Source organism: Paludibacter sp. 221, assembly GCF_010501035.1.
Classification (GTDB): domain Bacteria; phylum Bacteroidota; class Bacteroidia; order Bacteroidales; family Paludibacteraceae; genus QVMH01.
The window spans coordinates 25,730-47,048 of the sequence record NZ_QVMH01000007.1; the positions used below are offsets into that span (position 1 = coordinate 25,730).

The window sequence follows — 21,319 nt, forward strand, 5'->3', positions numbered from 1 at the left end:
TCTACTCAAATTAACACTATCAAATGAAAGATTCTATCGGACTTTTCTGATAATTCATTAACTTTGTAAACGTAATAAATATACAGAACATTTATATGTCAAAACGAGCAAATACATGCAGTTTCTGTGGGCGTCCTGAGTCTCAGATAGATTTTTTCATAACAGGGATTGAGGGTGCGCAGATTTGTAATGAATGTGCCATGCAGGCAGCAGATATTGTAAAAGAAAATACCCTTACTGTAAGTCGTCAATCAGACCTGAGCAAACAGGAAATACCTAAACCAGCTGAAATAAAAGAGTACCTGGACCAATACATAATAGGGCAGGATGAAGCAAAAAAACATCTGTCTGTGGCTGTTTACAACCACTACAAGCGTTTGATGCAAGTGCAAACCGACGACGATGTGGAGATTGAGAAGTCGAATATAATCATGGTTGGCTACACGGGAACAGGAAAGACTCTACTGGCTCGTACTATTGCAAAAAAGCTACACGTACCATTTACTATTGTAGATGCTACAGTACTTACTGAGGCGGGGTATGTAGGAGAGGATATTGAAAGTATTCTTACCCGTTTATTGCAGGTTGCCGACTATAATGTAAAAGAAGCAGAACGTGGCATTGTTTTTATCGACGAGATAGACAAGATAGCCCGTAAAAGTGACAATCCAAGCATTACTCGCGATGTGAGTGGTGAAGGTGTTCAACAAGGGTTGCTAAAACTGTTGGAAGGCTCTGTAGTAAATGTTCCCCCACAGGGAGGACGTAAGCACCCTGAGCAAAAGATGATTGCTGTAAATACCCAAAATATACTGTTTATTTGCGGTGGTGCTTTTGATGGAATCGAAAAAAAGATAGCAGCACGGCTGAATACACGTGCAGTAGGATATGACTCGGTAAGAGCGAATGAAGATGTTGATAAAAACAACCTGCTTCAATACATTGCTCCACAAGACCTGAAATCATTCGGTTTGATACCGGAAATAGTCGGGCGTTTACCCGTACTTACATATCTTGAGCCACTTGACAGGGATGCACTGCGAAAAATCCTTACTGAGCCTAAAAACTCTATTATCAAGCAATACGTGAAGTTATTCAAAATGGATGGTATTGATTTAGTGTTTAATAATGATGTACTGGACTACATCGTAGATAAGGCAGTGGAATTTAAACTCGGGGCACGTGGACTTCGTTCTATAACTGAGACTATAATGATGGACAAAATGTACGAAACTCCATCCAAAAACATAAAGAAAGTAACTGTTACATTGAGTTATGCCCAATCTAAACTGGAAAAAGCAAATGTAAACAGGTTGAAAAGTACTTAACAACCTTTCGAATCAAATAAAGAAACAGGGCAGGGGATTTTAAATTTCCTGCCCTGTTTCTTGCTCTGGCATATCAAATCGAGTAGGAGAAAACAAAAATAGTTTTCTCCTACTCGATTGATTATAAATCAGTTATTTTAAGGAAGTTGCCCCCGTTAGCAACTATCTCGTACTGTAAAGTCTTTTTAGAATCAGTGGATATGCTGTTAATCATCAGGAAAACTTTTATTTTTCTAGCTTCTTCTACAGCTAAGGAACCTGTATAGTTGAATTCTATTTCTTCATTTGTTAATGCTATTTTAGTTCCCTGATATACTGTGGTAAATTCGCTTTCGCAATCAGCTTTTTCTATCACTAAACTAATGGTGGCAGGGTATTCAGTAGCAGTCTTTTTTATTTTACCGCTGATTTTATATTCTACTTGTAGTTTTTTAATTTTATCTGTGTTTTCAAATTGATGGCTGTTTGTTGCATCCGAAGCTATAAAGTTGTCAATAGGAGAGATAGTTCCTACTTCGTCTGATTTAGCAATATTCATAGGAACTATCAGTCGCATCCAGTTTCCGGTAAGGGTAAAACCCGATTTCTGTTCTTTTTCAGATTCTATTTCACTCACTTTTCCGGTAGGAGCCGATTCGGTAAATTCCCAGCACTCAACTTCGGGTGTTTCAAGTTTTTCGCATCCGACAAAAGAGAGTAGCATGAATGAAAACAGGACTAATTTTTTAGTTTTTCTCATAATATAAAGTAATAAGTTGTTTTATGAATTATTTTTTTCAGGATAGTCTACCGTGTAGTGAAGCCCGCGGCTTTCTTTACGCAGAAGTGCTTGTTTTATTATAAGGTATGAAATGCTTATTACATTGCGTAGTTCGCATATTTCGCGCGACACTACTGAACGCTCAAATAAATCTTCGGTTTCTCTGAAAATGATTTCCAAACGTTTCATTGCCCGTGTCAGACGTAAGTTTGAACGTACAATTCCCACATAAGTACTCATTATTTGTTCTACCTCGCGGAAACTTTGGGTAATAAGCACCATTTCTTCGGGCGACGATGTGCCTTCGTCGTTCCATGCCGGAATTTTTTCGTTGAAAGTGAGTTTATCCAGCAGTTTTGCAGAATCTTTTACAGCAGCATCGGCATATACGATAGCTTCTATCAATGAGTTGGATGCCAGCCTGTTTGCACCATGCAGTCCGGTACACGAACATTCGCCGGCTGCGTACAGGCGATTTATGGTAGTACGTGCATTCAGGTCGATCACTATACCTCCGCACAGATAATGCTGCGTTGGCGATACGGGGATATAATCTTTAGTAATATCGATGCCCAGTTCAAGACATTTTTTATATATATTCGGAAAATGTGCTTTAGTTTCTTCTGCATTTTTGTGGGTTACATCCAGATATACATAATCGTGTCCACGGGTCTTCATTTCATTATCTATTGCACGTGCCACGATGTCGCGCGGTGCGAGCGACCCACGTTCATCATATTTTTGCATAAATTCTTTACCCGACTGAGTACGGAGTACTGCCCCATAGCCTCTTATGGCTTCGGTGATTAGGAATGTCGGTTTTTCTCCCGGATGGTACAGTGCGGTAGGATGAAACTGTACAAATTCCATATCCTTTATCACGCCACGGGCACGATGTACCATCGCAATGCCATCGCCTGTTGCTATTTCAGGATTGGTAGTAGTCAGGTATACGCTGCCTATTCCACCTGTGGCAAGGAGTGTTACTTTTGACAGGAAGGTATGTATATGGTTGGTGCGTTGGTCGAGCACATACGCGCCATAACATTCAATATCGGGAGTGTGGTGGGTTACAATTTGCCCCAAATGGTGCTGTGTCAGGATTTCGATAGCAAAAAAGTTTTCGAAAATATCTATTTTAGGATGTTTTTTTATCTGGCGTATCAGGCTTTGCTGTATCTCGTATCCGGTATTGTCTTTATGGTGCAAAATGCGAAACTCGGAATGTCCTCCTTCCTTGTGCAGGTCGAAACAGCCTTTTTCGTCGCGGTCGAAATCCACTCCCCAGCGTAGTAGCTCCTCAATTTGCGACGGTGCTTCGCGTACTACTTTTTCTACTGCGGGCAGATAACAATGTCCATCGCCTGCTATCAGCGTGTCTTCAATATGTTTTTCAAAATTATCGGGCTGGTAGGTTACAGATGCTATTCCTCCTTGGGCAAAGGAAGTATTCGATTCGTCAAGCGTTGTTTTGCAAAGTAATGCTACCTTGCCATAGGTGGCTGCTTTCAGGGCAAAACTTATTCCTGCTATACCACCACCAATAACTAAGAAATCATATTTGTATGTCATATCTTTTTTGTATATGCACGACGGCGTTTATGTTGTACGTATTCAAAGCTGCCCCATTGTGCCGACATTTTGGTGTTATCTTCCAATTCAGGGTTGCTTTCAGCATGTTTATATCCGTTTTTCGCATAATTAGGCATTAGTTCGGCAAACATGATGGAATTCACACCCTTGTTTTGATAATCGGGTCTGACAGCCATTAAATACAAATCTATAGTGTCATTTTTATAATATAGCGCTTTAAGCAAATAAAACCAGCCAAAGGGGAATAACTTTCCCTTTGCTTTTTGTAAAGCATTTGTCAGGCTGGGTATCGAAATGCCCAACGCTATTACATCATCGTTATTATCTATAATAATTGATATAGCATCTAAACGAATGAAAGTAAGATAAAGTTTGATATAAAAGTGAATCTGTTCTTCGTTCAGAACAGAATAGCCATATAAATCCTTGTACGATTCGTTTATTAGCTCAAAAACTTTTTTACCGTATTTTTTTACCAGTTCTTTTTTCGATTTGAACCGTTTTGGTGTCAGGTTGTATTTTTGCTTTATTATTTCAGCAATACGGAAATACTTTTCAGGAAACACTTCGGGGACGGTAATAAGGTATTCTACCCAATCATTATCTTTTACATACCCGTGTTTTTCCATGTGAACCGGATAGTATGGGTAATTGTATATAGTAGCTAAAGTGCCTTTCTTATCAAATCCTTCCACCAACATACCTTCATGGTCGAGGTCGGTAAAGCCAAGCGGTCCGTGAATGGCATTCATGCCTTTTGATTCTCCCCAGTTTTCTACCGTTTCGAGTAATGCTCTGGATATTTCCTCATCGTCAATAAAGTCGATAAATCCGAACCTTACATGTTTTACTCCCCATTTTTCGTTTGCTACAGGGTTTATTATTGCAGCAACTCGTCCTACAATTTTATCATCCTTATAAGCCAAGAAGTAAGCTGCTTCACAAAATTTGAATGCAGGATTCAAGTCGCGCCGCAAATTCAGACGGTCGTCCATGAATAACGGCGGAGCTGCATATTTATTTTTTTTATATAACGTGTATTTAAACCGAATAAACTTTTCTAAATCTTTATTTGTCTTAACCTCACGAATAATAATTCCCATTTTTTAGTTTGTGTATTAATTAATAAATACCAGAATCAATAATTAAGACAACTTAAATATGAATTACCATGATTCTCTCTTGCAAAAGCACCGCAAAATTAATATAAAATATAAGAATATCAGGTTAAAAGCTGTACTTTTGAGATGTAAATTAATCCCCATGTCTTTTTCAGATTATTATTTTACACACTATCCTAGTCATCCTCAATTGTTTGATGATGTTCCAAGCACCAACGTGGGAGTAGCAGTTGTGATTCCGTGTTATGATGATGAATTTGTGTTTAAAACATTGTGTTCGTTAGAAAATAATGAAAATACAGATGCGGACATAGAAGTGATTGTAGTTGTAAATTCGGGTGCGAGTACGCCTGAAGATATTATTTGTAAAAACAGGAAAATATATGGTATGCTGAAAAGCCGTGCAGATTCTTATTATTACAAGCGGTTTAAATTATTGCCGGTATTGATTGAGGGTGTGCCTAAGAAAAATGCCGGAGTAGGCAACGCACGTAAAATAGGGATGGATGAGGCTATAAGGCGTTTTACTGCGATTAATAGGCCTGATGGAATAATTGTGTCATTGGATGCAGATTGCCTTGTTAGTAAAAGCTACTTTTCGATAATTGAAGAAGAATTTAGGAATAATGCTGCAAAAGGCGCCTTTGTAATTCAGTTTCAGCACAATTACGATTCTGCTTTGTTTACGGAGGTTGAGATTCGAGCCTGCCGCTTGTACGAGGTTTATCTCCGTTATTTTAATATAGCACTTGCTTTTACAGGGTTTCCCCATGCTTTTCATACTGTGGGCTCATGCTTTGCTGTAAGGGCAGGGCGGTATGTTAAATCAGGAGGAATGGCACGGCAACAGGGTGGAGAGGACTTTTATTTTCTTCATAAACTGGCGTTGATGACAGAGATAGGTAAAATAAATACGCCCTTGGTATTTCCCGCTCCACGTGTTTCAGAGCGTGTGCCTTTCGGCACAGGCCCTACTGTGAAACGCATTATTGCCAATGACGAATATAAAGTATATAACTTCGGTTTGTTTCTGATTTTGAAGCGTTTTTATGATTATATTCATGAAATAGCCGTAGGCAGGACATTCGAAAGGGATAAGATACCGGAAGAGATAAAGGATTTTGTGGGGAGCGAAAAACTTCTTTCGGTTATAAACGAATGTATTGAAAATTCGAAAGAAAGCAAGACCCTTGAAAAAAGATTGATTTCTAAATTTGACGCTTTTTTTATTGTTAAGTTTCTTAATTCGTTTGATGTGCAGAGTGCTTACCCACTACAGGATGTAACAGAGGCAGCAAGTATTATTCTGAAGCAGAATTTATCACAAATCAATTCATTGTATATGGTTCAGGATGAAGTTGAAATACTTGAAAATCTATTAAAGGAGGCTGCGATATGATGGATGAAATGATGAAACAATTTATAACAGAGCATCAGAACAACGATGTAAGACTGCTGGCTTTGCAGGCAAAACGTTATCCGGATATAGATATGAATCTTGCCATAAGGCAGATAAGCGGACGGCAAAAAATAAAACATAAAGTACCGCTTTTTTATCAATCGGATGATGTGTTATACCCACAGCGGTTATCGTTGGAGCAGGCATCGTCCGAAACAACTGCTATATATAAATCCACTATTTGCGAAGGGGTTGCTTTTGTTGATTTAACAGGTGGATTCGGAATTGATACCTTCTTTATATCCAGTAAGTTTAAAGAATCTGTTTATGTGGAAAGGCAAAAGGAATTGTGCCAATTAGCAGAGTATAATTTCCAAGTGTTGAAAACTCAAAATATAACTGTTGTGAATGCACATGCAGAGGATTATTTGAATAAAATGTCGATGGTAGATTGTATCTACCTCGACCCTGCCCGAAGAAGCGATTCGGGGAAAAAACTTGTGTTTTTATCCGATTGCGAACCTGATGTAGAAAACCTATTGCCCCTGCTCAGGCAAAAGGCCAAACACGTACTGATAAAACTCTCGCCTATGCTGGATATTACAACCATCGTAAAATCTTTGCCGGGCATAAGTGACATACATATAGTTGCTGTGGAAAATGAGTGTAAGGAAGTGTTGGTAGAGCTAAACAGCGAAGAAAGTGGTAAAATAAAAGTACATGCGATAAATTTTGCTTCAAATGACAATAATCAGAAGTTTGATTTTGATTTGGAGGAAGAAGATAGTGCGGTAGCTATATATGCTAACAAGTTTAATAGTTACCTGTATGAGCCTAATAGTGCTTTGATGAAAAGCGGCGCATTTAAGCTAATAGCTCAACGATTAAAGGTAAAAAAGATACATCCTCATACCCATCTTTATACATCAGATGAATATATATCTGGTTTTCCGGGGCGAACATTCAGAATAAAACAGAATTGGGGCAATTCTAAAAAGGAATGGAAAGAGCATCTGAAAAATATCGCGAAAGCAAATATAGCTGTGCGCAATTATCCTCTGAAAGCAGATGAATTGCGAAAAAAGTTAAAACTTTCGGATGGTGGAGATTGTTATTTATTCGCATGTACTACTATTGACGAACGCAAGGTTATTATCGAGTGTGAGAAAGTATAAAAAAGAATATTTTGTGTTTTAAAACATAAAATTATACAAATTAATACTTACGGTATAGTATTTGCATTTTATTCGTAAGTTAAGACAATAATTAATAATATACTAATTTTTTTTGTATGAAAAAGACATTATTCCTTTTGGCAGTTATAGCGTTAACTTTCTCGTCGTGTATTTTAGAGGGACCCCAAGGGCCAAAGGGTGATCCGGGACGCGATGGTGCTTCGGTTGTTTCCATAGATGATTACATGGTTACTAATTATAATTCCCGGTATGTCTGGCGATTTAATGATGATGTTGGAGTTTATTATTGTGAGCTTCCGGCACCGAGGTTAACAGGCGATGTTTACAACAACGGAGTTGTACATATATATATCGAAATGGAAGATAATGTAGGAAACCTCTATCAGCAGCCATTACCTAAAATTCTTTATAACTTGGATAATAATGGAAACCAATATTCTGAAAATATTGACTTTGAATATACTGTAGGGAAAATTATCATGTATTACACAGTGTCCGATTACTATTATGAGGATTGGCAACCGGGTACGATGAATTTTAGAGTAGTACTGATGAAATAATTTTGTAAAATAACTATCTCTGTAAAAACGTCATACAGGCCGGCAAATAGACCTATTTGCCGGTTTTTTTGTTTTATTTGCATAGGATTACGTTTTTTTACTTTGTTGTTAACAAAATATAAAGAATTGTTTCTTTTGTTTACGTTTTTTTCTATACTTTTGTTTCGAGATTTTATTTATTTAATTAATTAAAAATTGAAGTAAAAATGAAAAAACTATGGTTTGCAGTTTTAGCAACTGCTTTTTTGTTCGCTTCTTGTGGAAAAGAAGATCCGGCTCAAGGTGTGAAAATTGATGAGATTTTCAAGTCGACAGCAACTATTAAGGGTGTTGCTTACATCAGTTCAAACACTTCAGACGAAACGGCATTACAATTTGCTCCTAAAGATTCTAAGTTAATCTTTACGATAGCAAATACAGCGTATGGATTAACAGGTTCGGGTAACTATGTAAAAGAAGCATTGGTAGGCGAAGACGGTGCTTTCTCAGTAGAATTGCCGGCAAAGAATGATGGTGGTTCGGTTACAGTTTCGATTTCAGCTGAACCAATTGTACTTACAGTAAACAAAAATGGTGTTGCAGTTAATCAGATATTCACACTGACTGCTGGTACATCGGAAGACATTATCAAAGGCTATGTTTATCAGAAAAAACTGACTTATAATGCAGCAAATTCAGATCTTGGACAAACTGTAAACTGGGAACCGGGTACATACAAAGCTACATTACAATATTACGATGGTAAAAACAATGTAGATGTACCTGCTGATACTGAAGTGAAAATTACAGTTGCAAAAAATCTATTTACTCCGGTAAGAGCTGAAGACTATGTTTTTATTGAAAAAGTTGGAGCTAATGGTGCTTTGGAATTTACAATGGACGCTAAAGCGTTGATAGATGGTGGATTAGCGTTTACTATGAAGTCTTCATTTGTTGCAAAGTATACTACGGTTACGTCTGGTGTTGAGACAAGCTTGAATTATAAGTTTGATTTAAGCTCTGCTTCAGGTACTATTTATGGTGGTATAACAAATGATGGAGGTACTAAAACATTTACTAAAGGTACTAATCCTATCGAAACACAAGACATCTTGTCGACATGGAAAGAATCAACATTCGCAGTTAAATATCTTTATGATAAAGATGCATTTGATCCGGCAAACAACTACGTTGCTATTCCGGCAGATGCAAAAGTTACAATAACTGAATATAGAACTACTGTAAATACAACTCTATCTAATGTTATCAAAACAATGACATATGGAGAATTTATAGCGTTGAACAGTGGTGCCGGTTACAAAACTCTTGCTCCGGATCCAGCTATCTCAGGTTCTTCACTAAATGTTAAGATTGAAATCAACTTCCTTGTAGATAGAAAAACAGGTGAAAATGCGAACGGTGGTGCTATAAATAACAAATTCAAATATGTTTATTCAGATACTTTCAGTTTACGTGGTACTATAACTACTAATGGAGGTTCTGATTTTACTCAACCTGATGGTAGCACAGAAGTGAAAAACTCTGTTTATTTGGATGCAGCATTTTATGCAACAAAACTTACATCGAATTAATATTAAATCAAATTAAAAAAAATATTAATGAAAAAAATAATTATATCAGCAATCTTGTGTTTGCTATTGGTTGTCCCAACTATAGCACAAGACGCAGAAGGAAAAAAAGATCCTACTGTGAATAAGCGTGGTATTGCACTTCTTCCACAAGCCGGAGATTTTGCAATAGGTGTTGACGCTACTCCGTTTCTGAATTATTTGGGAAATTTCCTTAATTTCGGTGGAAACGAAGCACCGGCTTTTAATGGTGTGAACAATACTGTTTATATGAAGTATTTTCTGGAAGATAATGCGGCTATCCGTGCTAAAATTAATCTGAATTTTACTCAGGATAAATTTAAGCAAACTCTTCAGGACGATGCTGCGTTATTGGCCGACCCTACAAACGTTGACGCAACAACTGTTGATACTTGGATTGCTAAAAACAATGGTATCAGACTTAATCTTGGGTACGAGCTACGTAGAGGTAAAGGACGTGTACAAGGTTTTTATGGTGCGGAAGTGCTTTTAGGATATGGCAGAACTAAAAATGAGTATGTATACGGAAATGCGATGACTGTAGACAATCAGAGTCCTACATCTTTCGATTTCACTCTTACTCCTCCTACTCCTCCTACTCCTCCTGTTACTCCTTCAGCTATGTCGAAACGTACTGTTAACTCTAAAGGCGGTGCTGAATTTACTGCAGGGTTAGGTGCTTTTGTTGGTGTGGAATATTTCTTTGCTCCACAAATTTCAATAGGTGGCGAACTTGGACTTGGATTCAATTATCTGATAAAAGGACAATCTGAAATTACAACAGAGCAATTTTTGGGTGACGACATTCTTGAAAAAACAAAAAGGAAAAGAAGTTACGAAGATGACGCATTCTCAACAGGATTTCAAACTGTGCCAACCGGTAAAATTTTCTTGATGTTCCATTTCTAATGGATAGGGAAAAATTCCAGATAACAAATAAGGCTGTTTTCACAGCCTTATTTTTTTGTTTGTTCGCCCAATATGTATCTACTCTAACGCGGGTGCAAGTCTGCAAATTAAGACAAAGAGACGATTGTCAGGCAGCCCGTTCTCCCAACGTCAGAGGCATTGCTAAAAGCAGGTTATCCCACACTATTGAATTATAGCAAATTGTATTGTAAATAAGGAACCGCCGTATGTGGAACTGCTTGTACGGTGGTGTGAGAGGTCGAAAACAAAAATAGGAGAAAACTATTTTTGTTTTCTCCTACTCGATTAAGCGGGTAGGAGAGAGAATCTCCTACTGTTTTCTACAAAGTCTTTTTTACTTCAGTTTCTTCGAAACTTTCAATAATATCACCGACTTTAATATCTTGGTAATTTTTAATACTGATACCACACTCGAAGTTTGTTCCCACTTCTTTTACATCATCTTTATGACGTTTCAGAGAATCAATCTCACCGGTGTATACAACAATTCCATCGCGTATCAAACGTACTTTGTTGTTGCGGTTTACTTTTCCTTCGCGTACCAAACAACCTGCTACCGTACCAACTTTTGTTATTTTAAACACATCCAGAACCTCTATAGTAGCAGTAACTTCTTCCTTAATCTCAGGCGACAACATACCTTCCATAGCCGATTTGATTTCCTCTATAGCGTCGTATATAATGGAGTAGAGGCGAATATCAATTTCTTCCTTCTCTGCCATTTTACGTGCCGAGCCTGTAGGACGAACTTGGAAACCGCATATAATTGCATTTGATGCGGCAGCAAGCAATACATCCGAATCCGAAATAGCACCTACGGCTTTATGTATCACATTTACCTGAATGTTTTCGGTCGAAAGTTTAAGTAACGAATCGGACAATGCTTCCACAGAGCCATCCACGTCACCTTTTACTATGATATTAAGTTCTTTAAAGTCACCTAAAGCAATACGGCGTCCCAACTCATCAAGTGTAAAGTGTTTCTTAGTACGTAAGTTTTGCTCACGTTGCAGTTGTTCGCGTTTATTGGTAATTTCACGTGCCTCTTGTTCGGTCGACATTACGTTGAAATTGTCACCCGCTTGCGGTGCACCGTTCAACCCAAGTATCAACACCGGTTCAGCCGGCTTAGCCGATTTTATCCGTTGGTTACGCTCATTGAACATTGCTTTTACCTTACCATGAAACGTTCCTGCCAATACAATATCGCCTTGATGTAAAGTTCCGTTTTCTACTAATATAGTAGATATATATCCACGACCTTTGTCTAAAGACGATTCGATAACCGAACCGGAAGCTCTCTTGTTAGGATTAGCTTTCAAATCCAACATTTCAGCCTCAAGAAGCACTTTTTCCAACAGTTCATCAACTCCCAGGCCTTGTTTGGCCGATATGTCTTGCGACTGGTATTTTCCGCCCCAGTCTTCAACCAGGTAGTTCATTTGAGCCAGTTCTTCTTTTATCTTCTCTGGATTAGCACTTGGCTTATCTACTTTATTGATGGCAAAAATAATCGGAACATTTGCAGCCGAAGCATGGTTTATAGCTTCGATTGTTTGCGGCATCACATTATCGTCGGCAGCTACAATGATAATAGCTATATCCGTTACCTTAGCCCCACGGGCACGCATCGCCGTAAAGGCCTCGTGACCCGGAGTGTCCAAAAATGTTATACGCTGACCATTATCCAGCTTTACATTATATGCACCAATATGTTGCGTAATTCCTCCGGCTTCACCGGCAATTACGTTTGTTTTGCGTATATAGTCGAGTAGGGAAGTCTTACCATGGTCTACGTGTCCCATCACAGTAACAATCGGAGCGCGTGGTTGCAAATCTTCTTCGCTGTCCGGCTCATCATCCCCGATAGCTTCGATAACGTCGTGGCTTACAAACTCGGTTTCATAACCAAATTCTTCTGCTACTATATTGATTGTTTCAGCATCCAAACGTTGATTTATAGATACCATTATGCCAATACTCATACAAGTAGCAATAATCTGGTTGATAGAAACATCCATCATCACAGCCAACTCGCTGGCCGTAACAAATTCTGTTAATTTCAATACGTTTTTGTCTTGCTCGTCACGCTCTGCTTGTTCTTGCATTCTTGCATGAACCGTATCACGTTTCTCACGACGGTATTTAGCTCCTTTTCCTTTCTTGTTTCCACCCGAAAGGCGTGCCAAAGTCTCTTTTATTTGCTTTTGTACATCTTCTTCGTTAACAACATTTCGTATAGGACGTTTATTTTGTTGTTGAGAACCTTGCGTTTTTAATTTCTTAGGAGGTTCTTGTGTTCCTACTTTCGATACATCAACCTTTTGCTTTATGAAACGTTCACGTTTTTTCTTTGGTGTAGCGTCTTCGGCTGCACCAGTAGCAGCAGGTGTAACAACTTTTTTATTCTCCGAGTTAGTACGGAATTTTTCTTCACGTTCTTTACGTTTTTGCTCTTTGGTTTTAGGTTTCGGACGGGTACTCTGATTTAGGGTATCTAAATCAATCGTTCCTACTACAACCGGAGTTTTATTCAGTATAGGTCTTTTTACTGCGAATATCTCTTCTGACTCTTCCTCCGATTCAGGAAGTTTTTTTACTTCTTCAGCTTCAGGTTTTTCGTCATTTTCAACAGTATCTTCTACATCTTCTTCAAAATCATCCTCTTTATTATCGTTATTGTCAGGAAAATTCTCTTCTTCCGGTTCCGGCTCATGTTTAGTTTCTACCTCCGGAACTTCTTCTTTCTCAGCCTGAACAGGAATTATCTCTTTCTCCTTCGTTTCTACTATCTCTTCCTCTTGTTTAGGCTCTTGTACTTCCTGAGGAGCAATCGGTTCTTCTTTCTTTTCCTCTTGTTTAGGTTTTGCAGCAGCATCTAAGTCAATATGTCCGACTGACTTAAAATGAGGTTTTTGTTCTTCAGATATATTTACCCGAATAACTTCTTCTTCTTTTTCTTCGGGTTGCGGTTTTTCATACCCTTCTATCGATACAGTTCCACCTTTTTCTTTTGTTTGGCGTTGTTGACTTATTTGCTCCGATTCTATCTTCAAAGCCATATCCTTGTTGAATTCCTTCAACAACAACATGTATTGGTCATCCGTCAATTTATAATTGGGACTTGCATCGATTTTTTCTCCTTTTTTGCCAAGAAAATCAACTGCAGTGGACATACCCACATTTAAATCTTTAAGAGCTTTACTTAATCTTATGGACATACTTTTTTTCTCATATTTTAATTACTTCTTATTCTTAAACTCACTATTGTAATAAGAAGTAAAAACTTATTTTTTTGATTTATCAATATCGTCATACCTGAATATATAGCCAACGATATTATCCGGATTCAGAAAACTTCTGAATTATTTATCATCTCCTTCAAACTCTGCTGCAAGAATCTTTATAACCTCATCAACAGTTTCTTCTTCGAGGTCGCTACGGTGGATTAGCTCATCACGTGGAATTGCCAATACGCTTTTAGCGGTATCACAACCTATTGATTTAAGCGTTTCAATAACCCACTCGTCAATTTCATCCGAAAATTCTTCTAAATAAATATCTTCAGTCTCTTCGCTTTCGTCCAATTCGCGGAACACGTCAAGGGTATATCCTGTAAGCATACCTGCCAACTTGATATTCAAACCGCCCTTACCGATAGCTTGCGATACTTCTTCGGGTTTCAGATACACTTCGGCTCTTTTTTCTTCCTCTACAATACGTATCGAAGATACTTTGGCCGGGCTTAGCGCTCTTGATATAAACAGATTAGTATTTGCCGTATAGTTGATAACATCTATATTTTCGTTACGAAGTTCGCGAACAATACCATGTATACGAGAGCCTTTCACACCCACACAAGCGCCAACAGGGTCGATACGGTCGTCATACGATTCTACAGCTACTTTAGCTCTTTCGCCCGGGATACGAGCTATTTTCTTTATTGTAATCAGCCCGTCCTGTATTTCAGGCACTTCCAATTCAAACAAGCGTTCAAGGAAAACAGGTGAGGTACGTGATAATGTAATCCTCGGATTATTATTTTTATTATCTACCATCGCCACTACAGCACGTACCATGTCGCCTTTACGGTAAAAGTCGTTTGGTATCTGTTCCGATTTTGGCAGATAGAGCTCGTTTCCATCTTCGTCCAGCAAAAGCATTTCCTTTTTCCAGATTTGGTATAATTCCGCGCTTACAATTTCACCCACTCTTTCGCTGTACTTTAAATACACATTTTCTTTCTGCAGATCCAAAATCTTAGAAGCAAGCGTCTGACGAAGGGTCAAAACAGCACGGCGTCCAAAGTCGAGAAAGTTTACATTATCTGTCACTTCTTCGCCAACTTCGTAGTCAGTATCTATCTTTTGTGCTTCGGTAAGTGATATTTGCAGGTTTTCATCTTCCAAATCCTCATCTTCCACCACTTCGCGGTTTCGGTATATTTCAAAGTCACCCTTATCAGGATTAATGATAACGTCAAAATTTTCGTCGGTTCCGAACATTTTTAAGAGCACATTACGGAATGACTCTTCCATCACACTGATTAATGTACTTCTATCGATATTTTTCAATTCTTTAAATTCCGAAAAAGTATCGATTAAGTTAATCGTTTCTTTTTTGCTCATAATTTTTATTTGAATCTAAAAATGTATTTTGTTGTTTTTATTTCTTTATATGGGAATGTTACGCTTTCGGTAACAGTTACTTTACGCTTTGCGCCTTCGGGCTTTACTTGCTTTTCTATTTCTATAGTAAAACTATCATCATCAGCCTCTACCAATACACCTGTTAGTTTTCGTCCGTCTTTCGTCAATACTTCAACCTCGTTGCCAATATTCTTCTCGTACTGTTTCTTTACTTTGAAAGGAGAGGTAAGACCGGCCGAGCTAACTTCCAGCTCGTAGTCTTCCACTTCTCTGTCGAGTTTCGATTCGATATGGCGGTTTAGTTTTGCACAAAACTCTACTGACACTCCATCAAAAGAATCAATTTCTATTAAAATTCTATTATCAGGTGTAATGTTTATATCAACTAAATAATATTCAGTATCCGAGAGATATTCGTTAACTATTTGACTGATAGGTTCTTTTGACAACATATTCGAGGGATATTCAATAAGGAAGGGGACTGTTGTCCCCCTCCCATATTCTAAAATCGGTGCAAATATAGAAAATAAATCTTTAAAATACAAACAATTATGCAACAAATTTATTTTTATTGCATATATCTGAAATGCAAAACAAGGAATATTTTCAATCCTTTACGATAATACCGAAAATGCCTGTTCCAAATCATTCTTTATATCGTCAATATGCTCCAATCCCACCGAGAAACGCAATAAATCGGGGTAAATACCTGCAGCTTCCTGTGCTTCTGCACTCAGTTGGCGGTGAGTTGTACTGGCAGGGTGGGTGATAAGCGTACGTACGTCGCCAATGTTAGTCAGGTGGCTTATAAGCTCCAATTTTTCAACAAAACGTGTAGTCTCTTTCAATCCCCCTTTAACACGGAAGGTCATTACTGCTCCGAAACCATTTTGCAGGTACTTTTTAGCCAATTCATGGTATGGGTGATCTTCCAATCCAAGATAACTTACATCAAATACCTTAGGATGGTCTTTAAGCCATAAGGCTAATTTCATTGTTGTGTCACACATCTTATCTACACGAACGGAAAGCGTTTCTACACCTTGTACAAGCTGCCACGAGTTGAAAGGGCTGATAGCAGGACCCATATCGCGTAAATTTTCGGCAACACAGCGCATTGCAAAAGCAGCCTTACCGAATTTTTCCCAGAATACCAATCCGTGATAACCGACCGATGGTTCCGAGTATTTCGGAAACTTGCCATTTCCCCAGTTAAAATTTCCACCATCCACAATTACGCCTCCCATAGCATTTCCATGTCCTCCAATCCATTTCGTAGCCGATTCCACCACTATATTAGCTCCATACTCGATAGGGCGGCACAAATACCCGCCACATCCAAATGTATTATCCACGATAAGAGGAATTTCATATTTTTGCGCTAAAGCTGCTAGTTTTTCAAAATCCGGAACATTGAAGAAAGGGTTTCCTATATTTTCGGTATATAGCGCCTTTGTATTTTCGTCAATCAATTTTTCCATTGCCTCTGCCGTATCGTTTTCAGCCTTGCGTGCTTCTATTCCCAAATCCTTAAAAGAAACAAAGAACTGGTTGTGAGTACCTCCATACAGATAAGGCGATGTTACAAAATTATCCCCCGCCTTCATTATATTCATAATGGTAATCATCTGCGCTGACTGACCAGAAGCTACGGCTACAGCAGCCACACCACCTTCGAGAGCCGCCATACGCTGTTCGAATACAGAATTAGTGGGATTGTTCAGGCGCGTATATATATAAGGAGAAGTCTCGGCTTTAAAATCCAAGTTGAATAAATCAGCTCCATGCTCCGAATTATCAAACACATAAGCCGTTGTAGGATAAATAGGTACAGCTCTGGAGTTAGTGTGATCGGGAGTGTATCCTGCATGTACCTGCAATGTTTCGAAATGTAAGGTTTTTTTCGACATAATTCTTTTATTTTAATAGAATGTAATTGTTGTATTTATTAAAGGCTACAAAGTTATATTTTTTATTGCATATCATAACATTATATCTTCATTTGATACCCGTATTTTTTACAAAAAAATATCTGTGAAGAATAATGTGCAAGATAGAATTAAATATAAATATATTGCATATCATCATTTGTTTTTGTAATTTCGCAACAATTTTTCAAAAAAAAGTCTGTTACTCTTACAAATTAAATATACATAAAATTATGGCAAAACTAACAAGAGAAGATGCGCTTCTTTATCACTCAGAAGGGAAGCCCGGTAAGATAGAAGTTGTTCCTACCAAACCATATAGCTCTCAGCGCGATTTATCATTGGCTTACTCACCCGGAGTGGCCGAACCCTGCCTCGAAATAGAGAAAGACCCCAATGCAGCCTACGAATATACATCGAAAGGTAACTTGGTGGCTGTAATATCGAATGGGACAGCCGTACTCGGTTTGGGCGATATAGGTGCTCTTGCTGGAAAGCCGGTAATGGAAGGTAAAGGATTGTTATTCAAGATATTTGCCGGAATTGACGTATTCGATATCGAAATAAACGAAAAAGACCCCGAAAAATTTATCCAAACGGTGAAAGCCATTTCGCCCACTTTTGGAGGTATTAACCTTGAAGATATCAAGGCTCCCGAGTGTTTCGAAATAGAAGAACGGTTGAAAGCCGAACTGGATATCCCCATTATGCACGACGACCAGCATGGTACTGCAATAATTTCGGCCGCGGGACTTGTAAATGCGCTCGAACTGAATGGGAAAAAGATAGAAAATGTAAAAATAGTTGTAAACGGCGCCGGAGCTGCTGCCAATTCGTGTACTTTGTTATACATGGCATTGGGAGCCAGACTCGAAAATATAGTTATGCTCGACTCCAAGGGAGTAATAAGTACGAAACGTACCGACCTGAACGACCGTAAAAAACCTTTTGCAACCAGCCGTGAGATAACAACGCTGGCCGAAGCCGTAAAAGATGCTGATGTTTTTGTAGGGCTCTCCGTAGCGGGTGTACTTACTAAAGAAATGGTACAAACTATGGCAAAAGACCCCATAGTTTTTGCTTTGGCAAACCCAAACCCCGAAATCTCGTACGATGATGCAATGACAGCACGACCTGATATTATTTTTGCTACAGGACGCTCTGACCATCCCAACCAGATAAACAATGTTATAGGGTTTCCTTATATTTTCCGTGGTGCCTTGGATGTGCGTGCTACTACTATCAACGAAGAAATGAAGGTGGCAGCAGTAAAAGCAATTGCCGAACTGACTAAAAAGCCTGTTCCTGATGTAGTTAACGCTGCATATAGTTTGAGGAGATTGTCATTCGGACGTGATTACATAATTCCCAAGCCACTCGACCCGCGTTTGCTTACCGAGGTATCTCCGGCAGTAGCTAAAGCCGCGATGAAATCGGGGGTAGCGCGTAAAAATATTACAGACTGGGATGCTTATGAGCTGACATTGATGGAACGTATGGGCAATGATAACAAACTGCTTCGTCGTTTTTACGAAACAGCCCGTCAGAATCCTAAGCGTGTTGTTTTTTCGGAATCAAATCATGTCAACATGTTAAAGGCTGCAGAGATGGCTTATGCCGAAGGAATATGCTTCCCTGTATTGCTCGGAAACGAAGAAAAAATTGGTAATATAGCCAAGGAGAATGATATTGACCTGACAGGAATAGAAATTGTAAACCTCCGTCACGATAGGGAAGAGAACCGCAGGGCATTATATGCTAAAAAACTCTCGGAAAAACGAAGTAGGGAAGGGATTACGTACGACGAAGCATACGAAAAAATGTATGAGCGAAACTATTTTGGCATGATGATGGTAGAAGTAGGAGATGCTGATGCTTTTATCACAGGTGTTTATACCAAATATGCCGATGCGGTACAAGCAGCCAAAGATATTATTGGTATCCGTCCGGGATTGAACCATATCGGAGCTATGCACATCATGAATACGAAAAAAGGCACTTTCTTTTTGGCCGATACGCTATTCAACCGCCATCCTTCGACTGAAACACTGATTGATATTGCCCGACTGACACATAATACGGTTAAATTTTTCGCTCACGATCCGGTGATGGCAATGTTATCATACTCAAACTTCGGGTCGGATAAGGAAGGAAGCCCAGCGAGTGTACACGAGGTGGTGAAAACACTTCACGAGCGTTATCCTGACATGGTAGTAGATGGCGAAATGCAGGTAAACTTTGCATTAAACAAAGAGCTGCGCGACGAAAAATTTCCATTCTCAAAACTACATGGGAAAAATGTCAATACATTGGTATTCCCCAATTTAAGTTCAGCTAATACAGCATGTAAACTGTTGCTCGAAATGGGAGCTTCCGAGTCGATCGGGCCAATTCAGATGGGACTGAACAAGCCTATCCACATCATGGATGTAGAAAGTTCCGTTCGCGACATTGTAAACATGACAGCTATAGCTGTACTGGATGCTATTGTAGAACAACAGATCAAAGAAAAAAATATCGAAAGAATCAGCTAAACTGACTATAACATCATTCTTTTTCAAAAAATCCATATTGAGACTGAACTTTCAATGTGGTTTTTTTGTTTTTTACTTTTGTTTTTTACATAAAAAATTTAGTCTTATTAAGATAATCACCTATCTTTGTAAATAATTTTTTTGAAGGTAAAATAATACATATTTAAGAGGATGAAGTTTTATAAACCGAGTATTATTTCATTGATTATTAATATATTTTCATTATCCATTACTTTTGGTATTGTCCTTGGATGGTTTCCCATAATGGATAGAACTCCATCTCCCAAACTTCCGGTTTTTCTCTTGACTTTTGCATCCCTTTGGCTTATTCTCGCCTATGTTTTCCTGCGATGGAAACGGAATGTGGGTTACTTCAAAGCTGCATTAAGACTATTTTTTGAGTCGCTCACCATATTTGCAATTCTATATCTATTTTATAAATTTTCAGCATTTGCCGATTTTTTCTCATTACGGCTTTTAACTACAAGTGTTATTAGCGTCTTCGCTATAGAGTATGTCATAATCTCTATTTATTACGCTTATCGCTATGCTACTACTTACGATATTCCGGAAGACATTGAGACGGAAGAAACAAGAGAAAATGCCGAATTGATACCAGCCCCTCCTATAAGTGAGGAAAAGTACAAATCGCTTCTTGACGTTATTTCATCCAAATTAGGAAAAGGAGTTGCCGAATACCTTTCTAAATACATAGATTTGAAGAGTGGTAATCTCAGGTTTTTGTTTGGTAATGACTTGAATGATTTGAAGTTGATTGAAAACTATCATTACTCCTCATTCATCGAAATGGAAAGGCTTAATGATTTGCGTAAAATCAATATTATGCTTTACCAACTCAATAAAAAACTGCCTGACAATGGACTTTTTATTTGTTATTTCGAATCGAAAAGCACACGAAAAAAATACATATTAAGGAAGTATAGAAAACCTCTTAATTATATAGTATATACATTCGATTATATAATAAAACGAATCATTCCCCGTATATTTATAACACGTCGTCTCTACTATGATATAACCAAAGGAAGAAATCGTATTTTTTCCAAAGCTGAAGTGCTGGGGCGCTTGTATTGTTTTGGTTACGAAGTTGTTGACACAAAAAAAATCAATAATTTAAATTTTGTTGTTGCAAGACGCATTACAACTCCAAGACCGTTGGAAAAAAGAACCTATGGGCCGTTAATACGTTTACCTCGTATCGGGAAGAAAGGCAAACGCTTTAATGTTTATAAAATGCGTACTATGCACCCGTATTCAGAATTTTTGCAGTCTTATATTTTCGAGAAAAACAATCTGCAAGAAGGTGGAAAAATAAAAAGAGATATAAGGGTTACCACATTAGGGCATTGTATGCGTAAATACTGGATCGACGAATTTCCGATGTTTATCAACCTGATAAAAGGCGATATGAAACTGATAGGAGTACGGCCTTTAAGTCAACATTATTTCAGCCTATACAGCAAGGAGTTACAAGAAAAACGAATAAAATTCCGTCCGGGGCTTTTACCTCCTTTTTATGCAGATATGCCCAAAACGCTGGACGAAATACAGGCATCCGAAATGCGCTATTTAAATGCTTGCGAAAAAGATGGTGTATTCTTGACTGATTTTCGTTATTTTTTTAAAATTACACACACGATCATATTTAAAAAGGCAAGAAGCGCATAAAAAAGCGCATTTTATTCCCTATAAACTTATAAATTAATAAATT

The 21,319-nt window shown here is 38.3% G+C and carries 15 protein-coding genes; 8 read left to right on the forward strand and 7 right to left on the reverse strand.

What is annotated here, in order from left to right; all coding sequences use genetic code 11:
* Positions 1 to 95: 95 nt before the first annotated feature.
* A complete protein-coding gene (gene clpX, locus D0T49_RS02935) occupies positions 96 to 1,328 on the forward strand; it encodes an ATP-dependent Clp protease ATP-binding subunit ClpX (protein ID WP_163629092.1) in 1,233 nt (410 codons plus the stop codon).
* Positions 1,329 to 1,449: 121 nt separating this feature from the next.
* Here clpX and D0T49_RS02940 read toward each other — a convergent pair whose 3' ends face one another.
* Genes D0T49_RS02940 through D0T49_RS02950 form a run of 3 tightly spaced genes read right to left on the reverse strand, consistent with a single transcriptional unit; the run spans position 1,450 to position 4,784 of the window.
* Positions 1,450 to 2,067, reverse strand: a complete 618-nt coding sequence (locus tag D0T49_RS02940) for a hypothetical protein (protein ID WP_163629093.1) — start codon at positions 2,065 to 2,067, stop codon at positions 1,450 to 1,452.
* 21 nt (positions 2,068 to 2,088) lie between these two features.
* Positions 2,089 to 3,660 (reverse strand): L-aspartate oxidase, encoded by a 1,572-nt coding sequence (nadB, locus tag D0T49_RS02945; RefSeq protein WP_163629094.1) that lies wholly within the window; start codon positions 3,658 to 3,660, stop codon positions 2,089 to 2,091.
* On the reverse strand, positions 3,657 to 4,784 hold the full coding sequence (locus D0T49_RS02950) for a hypothetical protein (RefSeq protein ID WP_163629095.1): 1,128 nt from the start codon (positions 4,782 to 4,784) through the stop codon (positions 3,657 to 3,659). Before D0T49_RS02950 ends, nadB begins: the two co-directional genes overlap by 4 nt.
* Positions 4,785 to 4,944: 160 nt before the next feature.
* On the opposite strand from D0T49_RS02950, the gene D0T49_RS02955 reads away from it, so the two are divergent.
* The 5 genes from D0T49_RS02955 to D0T49_RS02975 all read left to right on the forward strand — a co-directional run bounded on the left by D0T49_RS02955 (position 4,945) and on the right by D0T49_RS02975 (position 10,455).
* Positions 4,945 to 6,201 (forward strand): glycosyltransferase family A protein, encoded by a 1,257-nt coding sequence (locus tag D0T49_RS02955; RefSeq protein ID WP_163629096.1) that lies wholly within the window; start codon positions 4,945 to 4,947, stop codon positions 6,199 to 6,201.
* On the forward strand, positions 6,198 to 7,376 hold the full coding sequence (locus D0T49_RS02960; RefSeq protein WP_370519579.1) for an SAM-dependent methyltransferase: 1,179 nt from the start codon (positions 6,198 to 6,200) through the stop codon (positions 7,374 to 7,376). Before D0T49_RS02955 ends, D0T49_RS02960 begins: the two co-directional genes overlap by 4 nt.
* Positions 7,377 to 7,492: 116 nt before the next feature.
* Positions 7,493 to 7,957, forward strand: a complete 465-nt coding sequence (locus D0T49_RS02965; RefSeq protein ID WP_163629097.1) for a hypothetical protein — start codon at positions 7,493 to 7,495, stop codon at positions 7,955 to 7,957.
* A gap of 206 nt (positions 7,958 to 8,163) precedes the next feature.
* Complete coding sequence (locus tag D0T49_RS02970; protein ID WP_163629098.1) at positions 8,164 to 9,528, forward strand: hypothetical protein; 1,365 nt, start codon at positions 8,164 to 8,166, stop codon at positions 9,526 to 9,528.
* Between the two features lie 27 nt (positions 9,529 to 9,555).
* A complete protein-coding gene (locus D0T49_RS02975) occupies positions 9,556 to 10,455 on the forward strand; it encodes a hypothetical protein (RefSeq protein ID WP_163629099.1) in 900 nt (299 codons plus the stop codon).
* Positions 10,456 to 10,796: 341 nt separating this feature from the next.
* On the opposite strand, the gene infB is transcribed toward D0T49_RS02975, so the two are convergent.
* From infB to D0T49_RS02995, 4 genes are all read right to left on the reverse strand, one after another.
* A complete protein-coding gene (gene infB / locus D0T49_RS02980; RefSeq protein WP_163629100.1) occupies positions 10,797 to 13,697 on the reverse strand; it encodes a translation initiation factor IF-2 in 2,901 nt (966 codons plus the stop codon).
* Positions 13,698 to 13,841: 144 nt separating this feature from the next.
* Positions 13,842 to 15,107, reverse strand: coding sequence for a transcription termination factor NusA (nusA, locus tag D0T49_RS02985; RefSeq protein WP_163629115.1), 1,266 nt, complete (start codon positions 15,105 to 15,107; stop codon positions 13,842 to 13,844).
* Between the two features lie 2 nt (positions 15,108 to 15,109).
* Positions 15,110 to 15,577: a ribosome assembly cofactor RimP gene (rimP, locus tag D0T49_RS02990; protein ID WP_163629101.1), complete on the reverse strand. Its 468-nt coding sequence runs from the start codon at positions 15,575 to 15,577 to the stop codon at positions 15,110 to 15,112.
* Between the two features lie 162 nt (positions 15,578 to 15,739).
* On the reverse strand, positions 15,740 to 17,035 hold the full coding sequence (locus D0T49_RS02995) for an O-acetylhomoserine aminocarboxypropyltransferase/cysteine synthase family protein (protein ID WP_163629102.1): 1,296 nt from the start codon (positions 17,033 to 17,035) through the stop codon (positions 15,740 to 15,742).
* A 251-nt stretch (positions 17,036 to 17,286) separates the two neighbouring features.
* Here D0T49_RS02995 and D0T49_RS03000 point away from each other — a divergent pair, with 251 nt between their 5' ends.
* A complete protein-coding gene (locus D0T49_RS03000; RefSeq protein WP_163629103.1) occupies positions 17,287 to 19,587 on the forward strand; it encodes an NADP-dependent malic enzyme in 2,301 nt (766 codons plus the stop codon).
* A 171-nt stretch (positions 19,588 to 19,758) separates the two neighbouring features.
* Positions 19,759 to 21,276, forward strand: coding sequence for a sugar transferase (locus D0T49_RS03005; RefSeq protein ID WP_163629104.1), 1,518 nt, complete (start codon positions 19,759 to 19,761; stop codon positions 21,274 to 21,276).
* The last annotated feature ends 43 nt before the right edge of the window (positions 21,277 to 21,319 follow it).

Coding starts and splice junctions, on each gene's coding strand:
- D0T49_RS02965 (WP_163629097.1), top strand. CDS start 7,493: ATGAAAAAGACATTATTCCTTTTGGCAGTTATAGCGTTAACTTTCTCG.
- D0T49_RS03000 (WP_163629103.1), top strand. CDS start 17,287: ATGGCAAAACTAACAAGAGAAGATGCGCTTCTTTATCACTCAGAAGGG.
- infB (WP_163629100.1), bottom strand. CDS start 13,697: ATGTCCATAAGATTAAGTAAAGCTCTTAAAGATTTAAATGTGGGTATG.
- clpX (WP_163629092.1), top strand. CDS start 96: ATGTCAAAACGAGCAAATACATGCAGTTTCTGTGGGCGTCCTGAGTCT.
- D0T49_RS02995 (WP_163629102.1), bottom strand. CDS start 17,035: ATGTCGAAAAAAACCTTACATTTCGAAACATTGCAGGTACATGCAGGA.
- D0T49_RS02960 (WP_370519579.1), top strand. CDS start 6,198: ATGATGGATGAAATGATGAAACAATTTATAACAGAGCATCAGAACAAC.
- nadB (WP_163629094.1), bottom strand. CDS start 3,660: ATGACATACAAATATGATTTCTTAGTTATTGGTGGTGGTATAGCAGGA.
- D0T49_RS02940 (WP_163629093.1), bottom strand. CDS start 2,067: ATGAGAAAAACTAAAAAATTAGTCCTGTTTTCATTCATGCTACTCTCT.
- D0T49_RS02975 (WP_163629099.1), top strand. CDS start 9,556: ATGAAAAAAATAATTATATCAGCAATCTTGTGTTTGCTATTGGTTGTC.
- D0T49_RS02955 (WP_163629096.1), top strand. CDS start 4,945: ATGTCTTTTTCAGATTATTATTTTACACACTATCCTAGTCATCCTCAA.
- D0T49_RS02970 (WP_163629098.1), top strand. CDS start 8,164: ATGAAAAAACTATGGTTTGCAGTTTTAGCAACTGCTTTTTTGTTCGCT.
- D0T49_RS03005 (WP_163629104.1), top strand. CDS start 19,759: ATGAAGTTTTATAAACCGAGTATTATTTCATTGATTATTAATATATTT.
- rimP (WP_163629101.1), bottom strand. CDS start 15,577: ATGTTGTCAAAAGAACCTATCAGTCAAATAGTTAACGAATATCTCTCG.
- D0T49_RS02950 (WP_163629095.1), bottom strand. CDS start 4,784: ATGGGAATTATTATTCGTGAGGTTAAGACAAATAAAGATTTAGAAAAG.